The 14140-nt window shown below is 58.9% G+C and carries 13 protein-coding genes; 8 read left to right on the forward strand and 5 right to left on the reverse strand.

Annotated elements, in window-relative coordinates; genetic code table 11:
- Nucleotides 1-334: 334 nt before the first annotated feature.
- Complete coding sequence (locus B3187_RS01910; protein WP_123638275.1) at nt 335-994, forward strand: peroxiredoxin; 660 nt, start codon at nt 335-337, stop codon at nt 992-994.
- 45 nt (nt 995-1039) lie between these two features.
- On the opposite strand, the gene B3187_RS01915 is transcribed toward B3187_RS01910, so the two are convergent.
- Nucleotides 1040-2398 (reverse strand): OmpP1/FadL family transporter, encoded by a 1359-nt coding sequence (locus tag B3187_RS01915; protein WP_286804374.1) that lies wholly within the window; start codon nt 2396-2398, stop codon nt 1040-1042.
- A 100-nt stretch (nt 2399-2498) separates the two neighbouring features.
- Between B3187_RS01915 and yghU the strand changes: the two genes are divergently transcribed.
- Nucleotides 2499-3341 (forward strand): glutathione-dependent disulfide-bond oxidoreductase, encoded by an 843-nt coding sequence (gene yghU / locus B3187_RS01920; RefSeq protein WP_286804375.1) that lies wholly within the window; start codon nt 2499-2501, stop codon nt 3339-3341.
- 12 nt (nt 3342-3353) lie between these two features.
- Here yghU and sufT read toward each other — a convergent pair whose 3' ends face one another.
- Nucleotides 3354-3872, reverse strand: coding sequence for a putative Fe-S cluster assembly protein SufT (gene sufT / locus B3187_RS01925; RefSeq protein ID WP_286804395.1), 519 nt, complete (start codon nt 3870-3872; stop codon nt 3354-3356).
- A gap of 448 nt (nt 3873-4320) precedes the next feature.
- On the opposite strand from sufT, the gene B3187_RS01930 reads away from it, so the two are divergent.
- The 3 genes from B3187_RS01930 to rnk all read left to right on the forward strand — a co-directional run bounded on the left by B3187_RS01930 (nt 4321) and on the right by rnk (nt 7187).
- Entirely contained in the window at nt 4321-5910 is a 1590-nt protein-coding gene (locus B3187_RS01930; protein WP_286804376.1) for an MFS transporter, read from the forward strand.
- A gap of 203 nt (nt 5911-6113) precedes the next feature.
- On the forward strand, nt 6114-6494 hold the full coding sequence (locus tag B3187_RS01935) for a GreA/GreB family elongation factor (protein ID WP_286804377.1): 381 nt from the start codon (nt 6114-6116) through the stop codon (nt 6492-6494).
- 309 nt (nt 6495-6803) lie between these two features.
- Nucleotides 6804-7187, forward strand: a complete 384-nt coding sequence (rnk, locus tag B3187_RS01940; protein ID WP_286804378.1) for a nucleoside diphosphate kinase regulator — start codon at nt 6804-6806, stop codon at nt 7185-7187.
- Between the two features lie 42 nt (nt 7188-7229).
- On the opposite strand, the gene gdhA is transcribed toward rnk, so the two are convergent.
- From gdhA to ytfE, 3 genes are all read right to left on the reverse strand, one after another.
- Nucleotides 7230-8576 carry an NADP-specific glutamate dehydrogenase gene (gene gdhA / locus B3187_RS01945; RefSeq protein WP_024461252.1) on the reverse strand — a complete coding sequence of 449 codons (1347 nt, stop codon included), beginning with the start codon at nt 8574-8576 and terminating at the stop codon, nt 7230-7232.
- 83 nt (nt 8577-8659) lie between these two features.
- Nucleotides 8660-11026: a nitric-oxide reductase large subunit gene (locus B3187_RS01950; RefSeq protein ID WP_286804379.1), complete on the reverse strand. Its 2367-nt coding sequence runs from the start codon at nt 11024-11026 to the stop codon at nt 8660-8662.
- Nucleotides 11019-11702, reverse strand: a complete 684-nt coding sequence (gene ytfE, locus B3187_RS01955) for an iron-sulfur cluster repair protein YtfE (protein WP_286804380.1) — start codon at nt 11700-11702, stop codon at nt 11019-11021. The genes B3187_RS01950 and ytfE overlap by 8 nt, the downstream gene beginning before the upstream one ends.
- A gap of 277 nt (nt 11703-11979) precedes the next feature.
- On the opposite strand from ytfE, the gene B3187_RS01960 reads away from it, so the two are divergent.
- The 3 genes from B3187_RS01960 to B3187_RS01970 are packed head-to-tail and all read left to right on the forward strand — an operon-like array spanning nt 11980 to nt 14023.
- The gene (locus B3187_RS01960; RefSeq protein ID WP_286804381.1) at nt 11980-12363 is read left to right on the forward strand and encodes a YbaN family protein; all 384 of its coding nucleotides are present in this window, start codon (nt 11980-11982) and stop codon (nt 12361-12363) included.
- 32 nt (nt 12364-12395) lie between these two features.
- Nucleotides 12396-13574 carry an NnrS family protein gene (locus tag B3187_RS01965; protein WP_286804382.1) on the forward strand — a complete coding sequence of 393 codons (1179 nt, stop codon included), beginning with the start codon at nt 12396-12398 and terminating at the stop codon, nt 13572-13574.
- Nucleotides 13575-13585: 11 nt separating this feature from the next.
- Entirely contained in the window at nt 13586-14023 is a 438-nt protein-coding gene (locus B3187_RS01970; protein WP_265365910.1) for an RrF2 family transcriptional regulator, read from the forward strand.
- Nucleotides 14024-14140 lie beyond the last annotated feature (117 nt).

Here is a 14140-nt window from a genome sequence, read left to right on the forward strand (position 1 = left end):
CACCGCTGGCCCGGCTGGAACTTCGGGTACTGATGGAGGAGTTATTACAGATCAGCGGCGCCTTTGCGCCGACGCCCGACAAGGCACCGGTCAATGCGTACTATCCGGCCAGCGGTTACCAGCACCTGTGGTTGGATTTCGACGCAAGCTGACGCTGCGTGCTTCGTTATAACCGAACGCTATGGATTAGACGGAAAGGTCATTTTACGATCACCGGTGCGGCCTTTATCATCTTTTCTACTGATCGGCCGGTCAGGGCTTGTATTTGCCCGGGCCGGCCCCACTATCAATGGTTCCATTCCATCATTTGTGTTTGATCCCGAAAGGAGGTCTCATGGCCCTGCGTATTGGTAGCACAGCACCCGACTTTACCGCCCAAACCACCGAAGGCGAAATCAACTTCCACGAGTGGATTGGCGACTCCTGGGCGATCCTGTTCTCTCACCCGAAAGACTTCACCCCGGTGTGCACCACCGAGCTGGGCTACATGGCCAAACTCAAGCCGGAATTCGACAAGCGCAACACCAAGATCATCGGTCTGTCGGTCGATCCGGTGGACAACCACGCCAAGTGGGCCAAGGACATTGAAGAAACCCAGGGCACCGCGCCCAACTATCCGATGATTGGCGACACGGATCTGAACGTGGCCAAGCTGTACGACATGCTGCCGGAAGATGAAGGCGCTTCCTCGGACGGTCGCACCGCCGCCGACAACGCCACCGTGCGCGCGGTGTTCATCATCGGTCCGGACAAAAAAATCAAAGCCCAGTTGATCTACCCGATGACCAGCGGCCGCAACTTTGACGAGATTCTGCGCCTGTTGGAGTCCGTGCAGTTGACCAGCAAGCACACCGTTGCCACACCGGTGAACTGGAAAAATGGTGAAGACATCATCATTCCGCCGTCGGTCAGTGACGAAGACGCCAAGAAGAAATTCCCCGAAGGTTTCAAAACCCTCAAGCCCTACCTGAGAACGGCCAAGCAGCCGCAGTAAAAACTGTTACACCGGCCGAGGCTGACCGCCCCGGCCGGTGATCGGTTAAAACTGCCAGTTGATCTGGGCCGCCAGGATGTTGACCGAGCTGTCGAAGCTGCCTTCCAGAGTGTAGCTTCCGCCCAGAGGGGTTGGCTCAGTGCGCTCCAGTTGAGCATCATCCACCAGCAGGTGAGCGTAACTCACATCCATGGTGACCGAATCGAATACATGGAAGTTGGCGCCGACGGCCAACCAGGTACGATCTTCATCCGGAATTCTCGGACTGACAAACTCCGGATCGGTTTGCGGCGCCTCGTCCTGCGCCACACCAAAACGCAAGGTGAAGGTATCCGTCAACGCCGCGCTGGCGCCCAACGCCAGGCGAAGCGTGTCATCGTAACGCAGGTCCAGTGTGGCCACGTTCTCGCCGTTATCAACATTATCAACCGCAATGGTCTGAATGCTGCTCCAGCGGGTTTGCGCAATGTCCGCGTGCAGGGTCCACACATCATTCAACTGTTGCGAACCACTCAGGGTGATGGTATCCGGCAGCTCCGCCCCTGCGGTGACCGGACCTTCCAGCCCGGTCAGAGCGCCTGCACATAAAGTACCGGTGGTCGGTGCCGGTGGTGCGCCGGTAGGCGAACCCGCGCCGGGTGCACAGGCGGCGTTGAGCTCAAAGGCGGCACTGCCATCGAGAGTAAAATCCCCACCCTGACGCCAGATCAAACCCAACTGTGTTCCCGGGGCCGGTGTCCACAACACGCTGGCATCGAACACGATATCGTCATCGTCCCCTTCAATGCTCGCACTACTGTCGGTGGCGGGATCCGGGCTGGCACCCAAGGTGGAGTCAAACTGGCTTTGCAGAGTGACATCGATCATCTGATAGTTGATCCCCAAACCGAAGGCGATCTGATCGTTCGGTGCCCAGGCACTGGTGAGGTTCAGGTTGGTGACTTCCAGCTCACTGAAGGTGGCGTCGTAGCGCCCCGGCCACTCGGCACCAAAGTCACTGGAAAGACCAAAGGGGCCGCCCGCGCCCAGGCCCAGGGTGAACTGCTCGGATACCGGAACGACCCAATAGGCATTGGGAATAAACCCGGTTTCGTCGGTGGTTCCGCTGCCCTGCACGGGCACGGCGTTACCCTGAATGACGTAATTGCTGCCGTCGTTGACGAAGTCCGCTTCGGTGAGCACGACGTTTCCGCCCAGGGTCAGGTGCTGACCGTCCAGACGTGCCATGCCCGCTGGATTGAAGTAGACCGTAGAGGCATCGGTAATATCCGACGCCGTGCCGGCAAATGCCTTGCCCATATGGGCCGGACTTTGCTCAAGTAGCTGGAAAGAAGACGCCAGGGTTACCGACGGCAAACCCAGCAAGGACAGCGCAAAACAGGCGCGGAGCGCTTTTTGATCCATGGTATTCTCCTCCTGCGTACAGTGGTTATGTGTGTCAACGTCATCGAACTGTAGTGTAGCAGTTTCAAAACGCAAGCAACCGATCGTGAATGGAGGAATAATGAGCGAGCACTCGTACACCCCACCCAAAGTCTGGACGCCAGACACATCGGCCGGCGGTAAATTCAGTGGCATCAACAGCCCCACTGCGGGGGCCCGATTCGAGCGAGCGCTACCGGTTGGTAAGCACCCACTGCAGCTCTATTCACTCGCAACACCCAACGGCGTAAAAGTGACCATCATGCTCGAAGAGCTGCTCGCTCGCGGAATTTCGGGAGCGGAGTACGACGCACACTACATCGACATCATGGAGCAGGATCAGTTCTCCAGTGGTTTTGTGGCGGTTAATCCCAATTCAAAGATACCGGCCATGGTCGACCACAGTACCGATCCGGTCACACGGGTATTTGAGTCCGGTTCGATTCTGCTTTACCTGGCTGACAAGTTTCGCGCATTTATTCCCGACAGCATCGCGGGCCGCACCGAGTGTCTCAACTGGCTATTTTGGCAGATGGGCAGCGCACCCTTGTTGGGCGGCGGGTTTGGGCATTTTTACGCCTACGCACCGGAGCCTTACGAGTACCCCATCAATCGTTTCACCATGGAGGTCAAACGGCAGTTGGACGTGCTTGATCGCGAGCTGGCGGACAAAACCTATTTGGCGGGAGAGCAGTACAGCATTGCGGACATGGCCATTTGGCCGTGGTATGGCGAACTGGTGTTGGGGCGCCTGTACGATGCCGGCGAGTTTTTATCGGTGGATGAGTATCGACACCTGAAGCGGTGGGCGCAGGCCATCGATCAACGGGAAGCCGTGCAGCGCGGGCGCAAAGTCAATCGCACCTGGGGCGAACCTCACGAGCAATTGCGCGAGCGCCACGACGCCGCGGATTTTGATGGGTAGGGATAACCGCCCCTAGAAAAACATTCCCGTTTCCAACTGAGCTTCTTCACTCATCATCTCGCGCGTCCAGGGTGGATCAAACACCAACTGGACGTCGCTGGAGTGGACATGGGGCACTTCCGCCAGGCGTCGCTTGATATCATCCACCAGCACATCGCCCATTCCGCAACCGGGTGCTGTTAGGGTCATTTCCACAAACACATGGCCGCGTGCCTGATCCACATCCATTTTATACACCAGGCCCAGGCTGACGATATTCACCGGAATTTCCGGATCGTACACCATGGACAGCGCCTTCCAGACCTGATCTTCATCGATGCGGCCGTCTTCACGCGCTTCAAACTCAAGCGCATTGGAAGTCAGACCGATGGCGTCGGCGTCTTTACCGTCGATACGAATCAGGTTGCCGTGGTACAGCAACGTGTAGCTGGCCCCTAATGCCTGGGTAATCGCCGCCTCGGCCCCTTTAGGAATCATCAGGTCATCACCGGAGGGCACCAGCTTGGCCGGGCACTCGCGTTCAAACTCCACCTCGCGCCCCTGGGCACTCTGGGGCTTCTTGGCGTTGGGGGCGCGGATGGTGATCTGCTTCTGCTCGCCTTTTTCCTGCAGGCCGATTTCCAGCCCCTTCAGGTAGGGCAGGCTGCGCTTGTCGAGAAACAGCTTCAGGTCACCCTCGTACACCTCCAGATCGGTTTCCGACTCCTCGCCCGGCCGGCAGTACGCCAGGCAGGTTTCGGCGCGAGGGGTGCCGGCTTCCACCACAAATATCCTGGCCGCATCCACACCCTGGCTGCTGAGCAGCTCAATCAGGTAATTGCGGGCGAGTTCGGAGATATGAAAACTGGGCTGCATAAGATGCTCTCTGAATACACATTATCAACAACCGTTATGCTACCATCAAAGTGAATAAAGCTAAATACCTGAGTAAAAAACTCAACTATTAACCACCGTCACTGTCCGGCGTTGAGGCTCTCCCATGCGGTTTTACCATCCACTGGCATTCTGGTTTGGGTGTGCCGGCATCACTCTGGGTGTGCTGTCGCACATTCCCATGTTTCTGCATGCCGCCCCCATGGGCTATCAGATGGCGGGCATGCCCATGAGCACCACGATGCTTATCGGCATGGCGCTGATCCCCCTCGGACTGCTGTGTTCCGCCTACGGCGTGGTGCCTCGGGTGAGCGAGCTGCGCCAACAGAGCGACCCGCACCTGCAATTCCATGTGGCCGACCAGGTACCGCTAAACGCGGAGCACTGGAAGTTGGTCATGGTTCTGATGATTGCCGTCACGGTGGACGTCATGAAGCCGGCCACGCTCGGCTTTGTCATGCCCGGCATGTCCATAGAATACGACCTGAACAGCCAGTCCGCTGGCGTCCTGGCAGTCGTCGCCCTGACCGGCACTACACTGGGGTCGATCTTCTGGGGTATGGCGGCGGACCGCTTTGGTCGACGAGCCGCGATTTTGCTCTCCGCGCTCATGTTCATCGGAACCGCAATTTGCGGCGCCATGCCCAGCTACAGCTGGAACCTCGCAATGTGCTTCCTCATGGGGCTATCGGCCGGGGGCTTGCTGCCCATTACCTTTGCCCTGATGGCGGAATCCGTGCCGGCCCGGCACCGAGGCTGGTTGCTGGTCGCACTGGGCGGACTGGGCACCACGGCGGGCTATCTGGCCGCCGCAGGATCCGCCACCCTTCTGGAGCCGCTGTTCAGCTGGCGCATTCTGTGGCTGCTCGGGTTGCCTACCGGGATGATCGTCATACTGTTGAATCGGTATATTCCGGAATCCCCTCGCTACCTGGCCAGTCGGGGCATGACCCACGAAGCTCGTCAGGTACTGACGCGGTTTAGTGGCGCCCAACACTCGGAGCAGAATGTGGTGGTCGAACCCGAGCCCGATACCGGCCACGCCACCCTCAAAGACCTGTTTCGCGCGCCCTACACCGGCATTACCTGGGGCTTGACCACCGCCGGCATAGCCTGGGGGCTCGTCAATTTCGGATTTCTTCTCTGGCTGCCCACCAACCTGTACAGCCTGGGGCTTGCCGAGCACGCCAACTCTCTGATCGCCAAGTCCGCGTTTTTTGCGCTGCCGGGCGTGGCACTGGTGATCTGGCTTTACCACCACTGGAGCTCCATCGGCACACTCACGCTGTTTACCTCCCTGACCGCTGCCGCCCTGGGGGTCTTCGCCCTGAGCGCCGCCATGGGCTGGCTGACAGTGGAAATACTGACCGCCTGCACCGCACTGCTGCTCATGAGTGCCAGTGGCATCATCGCCATGCTGATTCCATACGCCTCGGAGATTTATCCGGTGCATCTACGCGGCACCGGCTCAGGGTTGGTCGCCGCCAGCTCCAAACTGGGCGGCATCGCCGGTACCCTTCTGGGAGTCGCGGGTCTGATGGACTTTCTCTCCTGGTCCGCGCTGGTCATCGCGGCGCCGCTACTGCTGGCCGCAGCACTGCTGTTTATCGGTGGCATTGATACCCGCGGCCTGCGCCTGGAAGACGTGCGACATGCTTTGACCGCGAAACGCCGAAGATCCCAAACATACCGTTGACTTTTATTTTCGTTGGGGTAACCTCAAAGCAACGTCATTTTGAAAAACACAGGATTTTCGTGAACAACGTACTGGCGCAATTTCTGATGTGGAGGCTTGCCCCCATCTTCCCCTCTTAACCGAGTGCTAACGCTCAGCACTCGGGCATACCCTATTTTACTCACAACCGATTCATCCATCGCATTGTAGGCCAGGAGTCTGCCATGTGTAATTCTTCACGCCAGGAGCTGCTGGGCTCCTTGAGACGGCGTGCGCAAGATTTTTACATCACCCGCCCCTGGGGCATGGATATTGAGCCGGTCACGTTATCGTACTTATTTGATCTGGCTGGCAAACCAAACAACCTTGAAGCCGTTGATGTCGAAACCGTTTCGATCAACAGCGAGGTAGAACTGATTGACCTGCAGGAAAATCAGCCTTGCACCCTCGTGGTGGTGGCGCCCCAAGAGAGTGTTCCGGTCGAAGGCAGAGTGTCCTTTCTCTCTTCTCTTGGCGCCGCGCTCATGGGCCGCAAGCCGGGCGATACGGTTACCGTCAAGGTGTTTGGGTCAATCTTGAGATACCAGATCGCTGCGATCAGGTGACACACCTATTTACCGAGCCCCCGCGACGGCAGACGGCGGGGCGCTTAAAAAGACACTTTCAAGGGGGTGATTCAATTGCATGCTGGTTCGTGGCACTGCCACGTTGTCTATGCCGATGTGTGGTCAACCACACAAACAACCATCAGCTAGAGGACTACTCGCATGTCTCGAAACGAAAAGAAACAGGCAAAGCGCACACTGAAGGAAAAACGTGCGGAAAAACGCGACAAACGTCAAAACAACAGCAAAGAATAGTGTTACCGCCAAGGATGGCGCACTCTTTACCTAACATTACCATGAGGAATTTGTATGGCATCGAAACCCAAAATTACGTTGACCAAAGAAGTCTATGAGCGATTGTGGAAACTGTTGGAATCGGTTCCCGAGGACACCATCACCAATCAGTTGGAAGAAGAGCTGGAGCGGGCAAAAATTGTGACGCCGGCCAAGCTTCCGGACGATGTGGTGACCATGCACTCACAGGTGACGTTTACGGTTCAGTCGACCGGAAAGACGTTCACCTATACGCTGGTCTATCCCACCGAGCTGGATAACACGGAGAACAAATTGTCCATTTTGAGCCCCATTGGCAGCGCCATTATTGGCCTGAAACAAGGGCAGGAAATTGACTGGCCGATCAGTAAAACCCAGCGCACCACCGTGAAAGTTGAAGCGGTCAGCCGAGCAGACTGACGACCGGTGCCGAGCACCGATCGTCAGCTCGTTTGGCAGACCTCAGATAACACCAAAGGCCAACATGGCATCCGCCACTCGCCGGAAGCTGGCTATGTTGGCGCCCGCCACATAGTTGCCATCCAGATCAAACTCCCGAGCGGTGTCGTAACAGTCTCTATGAATGTTGGCCATGATCTGGCGCAGACGTTTTTCCGTGTGCTCAAATGTCCAGGAGTCACGACTGGCATTCTGCTGCATTTCCAGGGCCGATGTCGCCACGCCACCGGCGTTGGCCGCTTTGCCGGGGCCGTAGGCGACATTGTTTTCCATAAAGCAATCCACCGCCTCCGGCGTGCAGGGCATGTTGGCCCCCTCGGCAACCGCCAGACAACCGTTTTCGACCAGCGTCTGCGCGGCCTTCTCATCCAGTTCATTCTGGGTGGCACAGGGGAACGCCAGGTCGCAGGGAATATCCCAGATGTTTCCTTTGTCCCGATAGTCAGCCTCGCCATGTTGAGAGGCATACGCCTTGATCCGGTCGCGCTGCACCTCCTTGATTTCCTTCACCGTGTCCAGATCGATGCCCCGCTCGTCGTAAATCACTCCGCCGGAGTCAGAGCAGGCCACCACCTTGGCTCCCAACTGCTGCAACTTTTCAATTGCGTAAATCGCCACGTTGCCGGAGCCGGACACCACGCAGGTTTTTCCTTTCAGTGATTCGTTGCGCGCCTTGAGCATTTCCTCGGCAAAGTAAACCAGGCCGTAGCCGGTCGCCTCTTTACGAACCAGTGCGCCACCCCAGCTTGGGCTCTTGCCGGTCAGCACCCCGGACTCATAACAATTGGTAATGCGCTTGTACTGCCCGAAAAGGAAGCCGATTTCACGGGCACCGACACCAATATCCCCGGCCGGCACGTCGGTCATCTCGCCAATATGCCGGTATAGCTCGGTCATAAAACTCTGACAGAAACGCATAATTTCATTGTCGGATTTCCCCTTGGGATCGAAATCGGAGCCACCCTTACCACTGCCAATCGGCAGGCCGGTCAGGGCGTTTTTAAAGGTTTGCTCAAAGGCAAGAAATTTGATGGTCCCCAGCAGGACGCTGGGATGAAACCGCAGCCCACCTTTATAGGGCCCCAGCGCGCTGTTGAAACCAACCCGGAAGCCGCGGTTGATGTGAACCTCCCCGTCATCATCCTGCCAGGGCACCCGAAAAATGATCTGCCGTTCCGGTTCACAGATGCGCTCGATGATTTTCTGTTTGGCGTAATAAGGGCATTTTTCCAGCACGGGCGTCAGCGTTTCAATGACCTCCCAGACCGCCTGATGAAATTCAGTTTCCCCGGGGTTTCGGTTCTTGACCACGTCATAGATGGTATCTATACGCTCTTTGGCATTGACCATTCACTTCTCCCAAACCGTTAAGACAAAAAGGGCGGGCTGAGCCCGCCCTGTGGACGTGAAACACCAGCGTGTCAAACCTGCGGCTATTTATCGCCGCCACAGTGCCCGCAGCACACGCTGTCACCCTGATGCGCTTCAGCCATGGCCGTATCGGACTCAGCATAGGCGGGGGCCCAGGCTTTTTCCAGTCGGCCTTCGACTATCTGATCGGGTGCATCCGGGAAGAGTACGCCCTTGACCACCTGCCAGGTCACTGCCAGGGCGCCGACAATGAAAATCACATCGCCAATGGTGCGGACCCAACGCAGGGTTTCCAACAGCGGCGTCTGCATGAACGCTTCGCTGCGGGCATACCACAGGCCCTCAGAGGCACTGGCAACGAACTGGATGACGCCCACCGGCAACAGGCTGGTAAACAACATCAGCACCAGACCACCGTTCATCCACCAGAAGGCGGTTTTCATCACGCGCTCGTTGAACGCCATGTTCGGGCGAATGTAGCGGAGAATCAGCAGGCAGAAGCCCAGCGCCAGGAAGCCGTACACCCCGAACAAGGCGGCGTGTGCATGAGTGGGCGTGGTATTGAGCCCCTGTACGTAGTAGAGCGAGATGGGCGGGTTGATCATAAAGCCCAGCACGCCGGCGCCCAACATGTTCCAGAACGCCACGGCGACAAAAAACAGCAGCGGCCACTTGATGTTCTGCATCCAGGGAGCGCGGAACTTGAGCCGCCAGTTCTCCCAGGCTTCATAACCGAGCACCACCAGGGGCACAACTTCCAGCGCACTGAACGAGGCCCCTACCGCCATGACCGGTGTGGTGGTACCGGAGAAGTACAGATGGTGGAAGGTACCGGGCACGCCGCCGAGCATGAACAGTGACGCCGATGCCAGGGAGGCGGCGGTTGCCATGGGACGGGATACCAGGCCCATGCTGCAGAAAATGAAGGCCAGTGCGGCGGTGGCGAACACTTCAAAGAAGCCCTCTACCCACAGGTGCACGACCCACCAGCGCCAGTACTCCATGATGGAAATGTGGGTGCGCTCGCCGTAAGCCAGCCCGGCACCGTAAAACAGGCCGATGGCCACCACGGAGGCGGTCAACAACACCAACAGGTTTTTGTCGCCACCCTGCTTGAGGGCCGGCACGATGCCGCGCATCATCAGGAACAACCAGAAGGCGATGCCGGCAACTTTGAGAATCTGCCAGAAGCGGCCCAGGTCGACGTATTCATACCCCTGATGGCCCAGCATGAAGCTCCACTCGGCGGGCATCAGTTGGTTGATCGCCAGGAAGTTACCGGCAAAGGAACCCACCACCACGGCAATCAGCGCCCAGAACAGAATGTCCACGCCGAGCTTCTGATACTTCGGATCTTTGCCGCCGTTGATGACCGGCGCCAGGAACAGGCCCGCCGCCAGGAAGCCGGTGGCAATCCAGAACATGGCCGACTGAATGTGCCAGGTGCGCATCAGGGAGTAAGGAAGCCAGTCCGAGGTCTGGATACCGTAGAAGCCCTGCCCCTCAATGGTGTAGTGAGCCACGAACCCGCCCAGGAACACCTGCAGAGTGAACAGTCCCACCACCGCCAACAGGTATTTACCCAGGGCTTTCTGGGAAGGCGTCAGCGCAAAAGTGGTGATCGGGTCCTGCTTGGGCGCCTGTGGCTCCTCTTCGTCCTCTTTGCGCAGGAACGCCCAACCCCAGACCAGGCCACCGACACCGGCGATCAAAAGCACCACACTGGCGATGGACCAGACGATGTTCTCGGCGGTGGGCTTATTGTCGATCAGCGGCTCGTGGGGCCAGTTGTTGGTGTAGGTCGCTTCACCGGGGTAGCGCTCGGTGGCGGCGGCCCAGGCGGTCCAGAAGAAGAAATTGGTCATCTGATCCCGGCGCTCTTCGCTCGGCAGCGTGACCTCTTTCATGGCGTAGCTTTCCCGAGTGGGCTGCAACTCCGGGGCACCGCCGAACAGACGGCTGTAGTAATCCGCTGTCTGCGCCATCGCCTGAGCGCGTCGATCGGACACCACCAGGGTGTCGGTCTCCGCATCCCAGGTGTTGGTGCGATAGGCTTCCTTCAGCTCGTACTGAAGGGCATTCTGATCGCGCCCATCGAGCTCGTCATAACTGACACCGAAGTTGTCCTGAGCGGCCAACTCCAGCCAGGCCAGCAGCTCCCGGTGCAGCCAATCGGCGGTCCAGTCCGGCGCCTGATAGGCGCCGTGCCCCCAGATGGAGCCGAGCTGCATACCACCCACGGATTGCCAGGCGGTCTGACCGTCGAGAATACTGGTTTCGGTCATCAATGTCTGACCACTTTCGGTGACCACCTGATCCGGAATCGGCGGCGCCTTGCGGTACACCTCGACCCCAAAGTACCCCAACAAACCGAAGGTAACCGCCAATGTGCCAATCAGCGTCCACCATAATCTTTTGTACTTACCCATGTGCCGCGGCCCCCTGTCCGTCAATGCGATCAAAAAGAATGTTGTTTTCCAGATGGATGTGGTCCATCAAGTCCACCTCGAAGGTGGCCAGCCCCAGGTACAGGGCGCGCCAGGTATTGCAGGCGCCCACCGGCAGATTGATGCCCCGGGTCAGCTCGTGAATGCGCGCCAGCCCCTGGGCGTGCTCGTCGTGCTCATGGCGCATCATGCCGACCGGTCCGCCGGCCATCCCGAGCATGCCCCGGCTGATCATGGGGAACAGGATCTGCTCCTCCTTGGCCATGTGGTTTTCCAGCTCGGCCAGCAACCCCTCAAGATGGCTCGCCAGGCCGGACGGACACTCCGGGTGTCCGCCGTGTACCAGCTCAACGCGCTGACTTAACCGGATCAGCTCGGGCAGCTGCTCCCGGTGAACGTCGTGATAGCGGGTCAGAATGTGCTCGATCAGCTCGGCATTGTCGGCGTCCGCCCAGTCGCCCCGGGCACCATCGGCCTGGGCGTGCAGCCGGTCGAGCTCCGCGGTCAGTGCCTCGGCATCAACGCCCTTGCGCTCGACGGCCCGCGCGAGTGCTTGCTTACCCCCGCAGCAGAAATCCAGACCGTAACCGTGAAATACCCCGGTGGCCCCGGGTAATTCCCGGGCAATATCTCCCACCGATTGTGTCAGCCAATTCATAGGCAGCTCCCCTTGTGCGATGACCAGACAGGAATGAACCGGTTAAAAGGTTCATTTAAATTACTTCTTTAACAAAGAATAACGACCCAAGATAAAGATGTAAAATAAATTCATCTTTATGGGCGCCATCTACCCCTTCAGGGATAGTCGGCCTCCCCTGAATGGCATAGCGCGCATCATTCACTCCTACTCAGGGGTGGGAGGGTTGATTGAATACCTCCGCAAAAAGATATATTGTTAATGCATGTTTTGTTGGCGTGAGTATCCGAGGGTTTCCATGAGTCCCACCTCGATTTGGCGACACCCGCAGCGACTACCCTGGCTGTTGGTGACCTGGAGCGGCCTTGCACTGGGCGCGCTGGGCGCCCTATTACCCCTGCTACCCACCACACCGTTTCTGATTCTGGCGGCCTGGGCCGCCCCCAAAGGCTCACCCCGGCTGCACCGCTGGCTTTGCCACCACCCGCACTTCGGGCCGGCGCTGGAGGCCTGGCGCACCCGGAGAGCCATTCCCCGCCGGGGAAAGTGGTTGGCCTGCACGATGCTGACCGCCAGCCTGGTCTGGCTAATCATTTCCGGCGCAGCACCGACCGTGCTACTGGCGTTGACAGTACTGTTCTGCGCCATTGCCACCTTTTTATGGAGCCGGCCCGACGCCTGATCCGTCGGCTCAGCGAACGAGGAAATCTGAACATGTCGCAACCATCGGCCCTCTTTTCTTATGCATTCCGGCCATTTTTCATTTTGGCGGGGGTGTACGCCATCGCCATCATCCTGGCGTGGATTGGTTTTCTCTTTGGCGGCTGGCCCCTGCCTCTGGGCTGGTCCCCGCTGCAGTGGCACAGCCACGAGATGATCTACGGGTTCGTCAGCGCCCCCATTGCCGGGTTTCTGCTCACCGCCATGTGCAACTGGACCGGTGCCCCACCCCTGCGCGGCGCCGGCCTGATAGCCCTGGTGGTACTCTGGCTCGCCGGGCGGGCGGTGTTCTGGTTTGCGGGCTGGTTGCCGGGCTGGCTGGTCGCGGTGGTCGATCTCGCCTTTTTGCCCGTGGTGGCGCTCTATGCCGGGCGAGTCCTGCTGCGCTACGGCAACAAGCGCAACCTGATTCTGGTGGCCGTGTTGGCGGCGCTGACGACGGGCAACCTGCTGATGCACCTGGGCTTTATGAACGGTGGTGTGGGCCTACTCAAACTGGGCCAAGGTCTGGGCCTGGATGTGATTACTCTGATGATTGTGGTCATCGCCGGACGCATCACCCCGGCCTTCACCGCCAATTGGCTGAAGATGCATGGCGGACGCCCGGAGCGGGTCACGCAGTCGGCGCATGTCACTCAGTGGGCGCTGGCAAGTGTGTTGGCACTCACTCTGGTAGCCCTTTTGCCATTGCCGCTCTGGGTCGAAGGCGCCGTGGCCCTGCTGGCCGCCACTGTCAACGGCGTACGTCTTTACCAGTGGTCCGGCTGGCAGACCCGACGCGAACCCCTGCTGTGGATTCTGCACCTGGCCTATGGCTGGATTGTGGTTGCTCTGGCGCTGCGCGGCCTGGGCGCCTTCCTGCCCGCGCTGTCGGACTCCCTGTGGCAACACGCCCTCGCCGTGGGCGGCGTTGCCACACTGATTCTCGGGGTAATGAGCCGGGTGGCCATGGGCCACACCGGGCGGCCTCTCACCCTGCGTCCCTTCGGCCGGCTGATGTACGCCGCGATCATTGCCGCCACGGTGTTTCGGCTGCTGGCCGCCAACCAGTGGCTGGACTACCGGATCGGGGTCACCCTGTCCGCCCTGGCCTGGATTCTGGCGTTTGCCTTGTTTGTGGTACTTTATGCGCCGATACTGTGGCAGCCCCGGGCCGACGGCCGCCCCGGCTAACGAGGTCAACCATGCATATTACCCGCTATACCGATTACTCCCTGCGCGTACTGATGTACGTTGCGCTCAAGGGCGACGAACTGTCGACCATCCGGGAAATTGCCGAGAGTTACGACATTTCCAAGAATCACCTGATGAAGGTGGTGCAGGAGCTGAACAGCAAGGGCTACCTGCACGCCATTCGCGGTAAAAACGGCGGCCTCCGCCTGCGGGGCGATCCCAAGGACATCAATCTGGGCGAGCTGGTCCGCAGTACCGAACAGGATCTGTCGCTGGTGGAGTGCTTCAGCGCCGGAAACCACTGCGTACTGACCCCGGCCTGTCGCCTGAAGGGCATCTTCGCCGAATCCCTGAATGCCTTTTTCAGCGTACTCGATGGCTACACCCTGGCCGATCTGGTCGATCCGGCCCAGACGCCGACCATGAAGCAGGTGTTACAGATCGCGTGACCCCCAAGGGTCCGGTGGGAAGTGCTAAACTGCGCTCCATGAGCTACGACATCGTTTTCAAACGCGTTTACGAACCCGTCGAGCGCACCGATGGTGCCCGTGTACTGGTGGATCGCC

It is taken from the genome of Marinimicrobium sp. UBA4209 (assembly GCF_002381585.1).
Lineage (GTDB): Bacteria > Pseudomonadota > Gammaproteobacteria > Pseudomonadales > Cellvibrionaceae > Marinimicrobium > Marinimicrobium koreense.

What these genes read in the sequence shown, in the direction of transcription:
- B3187_RS01970 (WP_265365910.1), top strand. Translation starts at nt 13,586, where the DNA reads ATGCATATTACCCGCTATACCGATTACTCCCTGCGCGTACTGATGTAC.
- B3187_RS01960 (WP_286804381.1), top strand. Translation starts at nt 11,980, where the DNA reads ATGAGTCCCACCTCGATTTGGCGACACCCGCAGCGACTACCCTGGCTG.
- B3187_RS01910 (WP_123638275.1), top strand. Translation starts at nt 335, where the DNA reads ATGGCCCTGCGTATTGGTAGCACAGCACCCGACTTTACCGCCCAAACC.
- rnk (WP_286804378.1), top strand. Translation starts at nt 6,804, where the DNA reads ATGGCATCGAAACCCAAAATTACGTTGACCAAAGAAGTCTATGAGCGA.
- gdhA (WP_024461252.1), bottom strand. Translation starts at nt 8,576, where the DNA reads ATGGTCAATGCCAAAGAGCGTATAGATACCATCTATGACGTGGTCAAG.
- B3187_RS01935 (WP_286804377.1), top strand. Translation starts at nt 6,114, where the DNA reads ATGTGTAATTCTTCACGCCAGGAGCTGCTGGGCTCCTTGAGACGGCGT.
- ytfE (WP_286804380.1), bottom strand. Translation starts at nt 11,702, where the DNA reads ATGAATTGGCTGACACAATCGGTGGGAGATATTGCCCGGGAATTACCC.
- B3187_RS01965 (WP_286804382.1), top strand. Translation starts at nt 12,396, where the DNA reads ATGTCGCAACCATCGGCCCTCTTTTCTTATGCATTCCGGCCATTTTTC.
- B3187_RS01915 (WP_286804374.1), bottom strand. Translation starts at nt 2,398, where the DNA reads ATGGATCAAAAAGCGCTCCGCGCCTGTTTTGCGCTGTCCTTGCTGGGT.
- yghU (WP_286804375.1), top strand. Translation starts at nt 2,499, where the DNA reads ATGAGCGAGCACTCGTACACCCCACCCAAAGTCTGGACGCCAGACACA.
- B3187_RS01950 (WP_286804379.1), bottom strand. Translation starts at nt 11,026, where the DNA reads ATGGGTAAGTACAAAAGATTATGGTGGACGCTGATTGGCACATTGGCG.
- B3187_RS01930 (WP_286804376.1), top strand. Translation starts at nt 4,321, where the DNA reads ATGCGGTTTTACCATCCACTGGCATTCTGGTTTGGGTGTGCCGGCATC.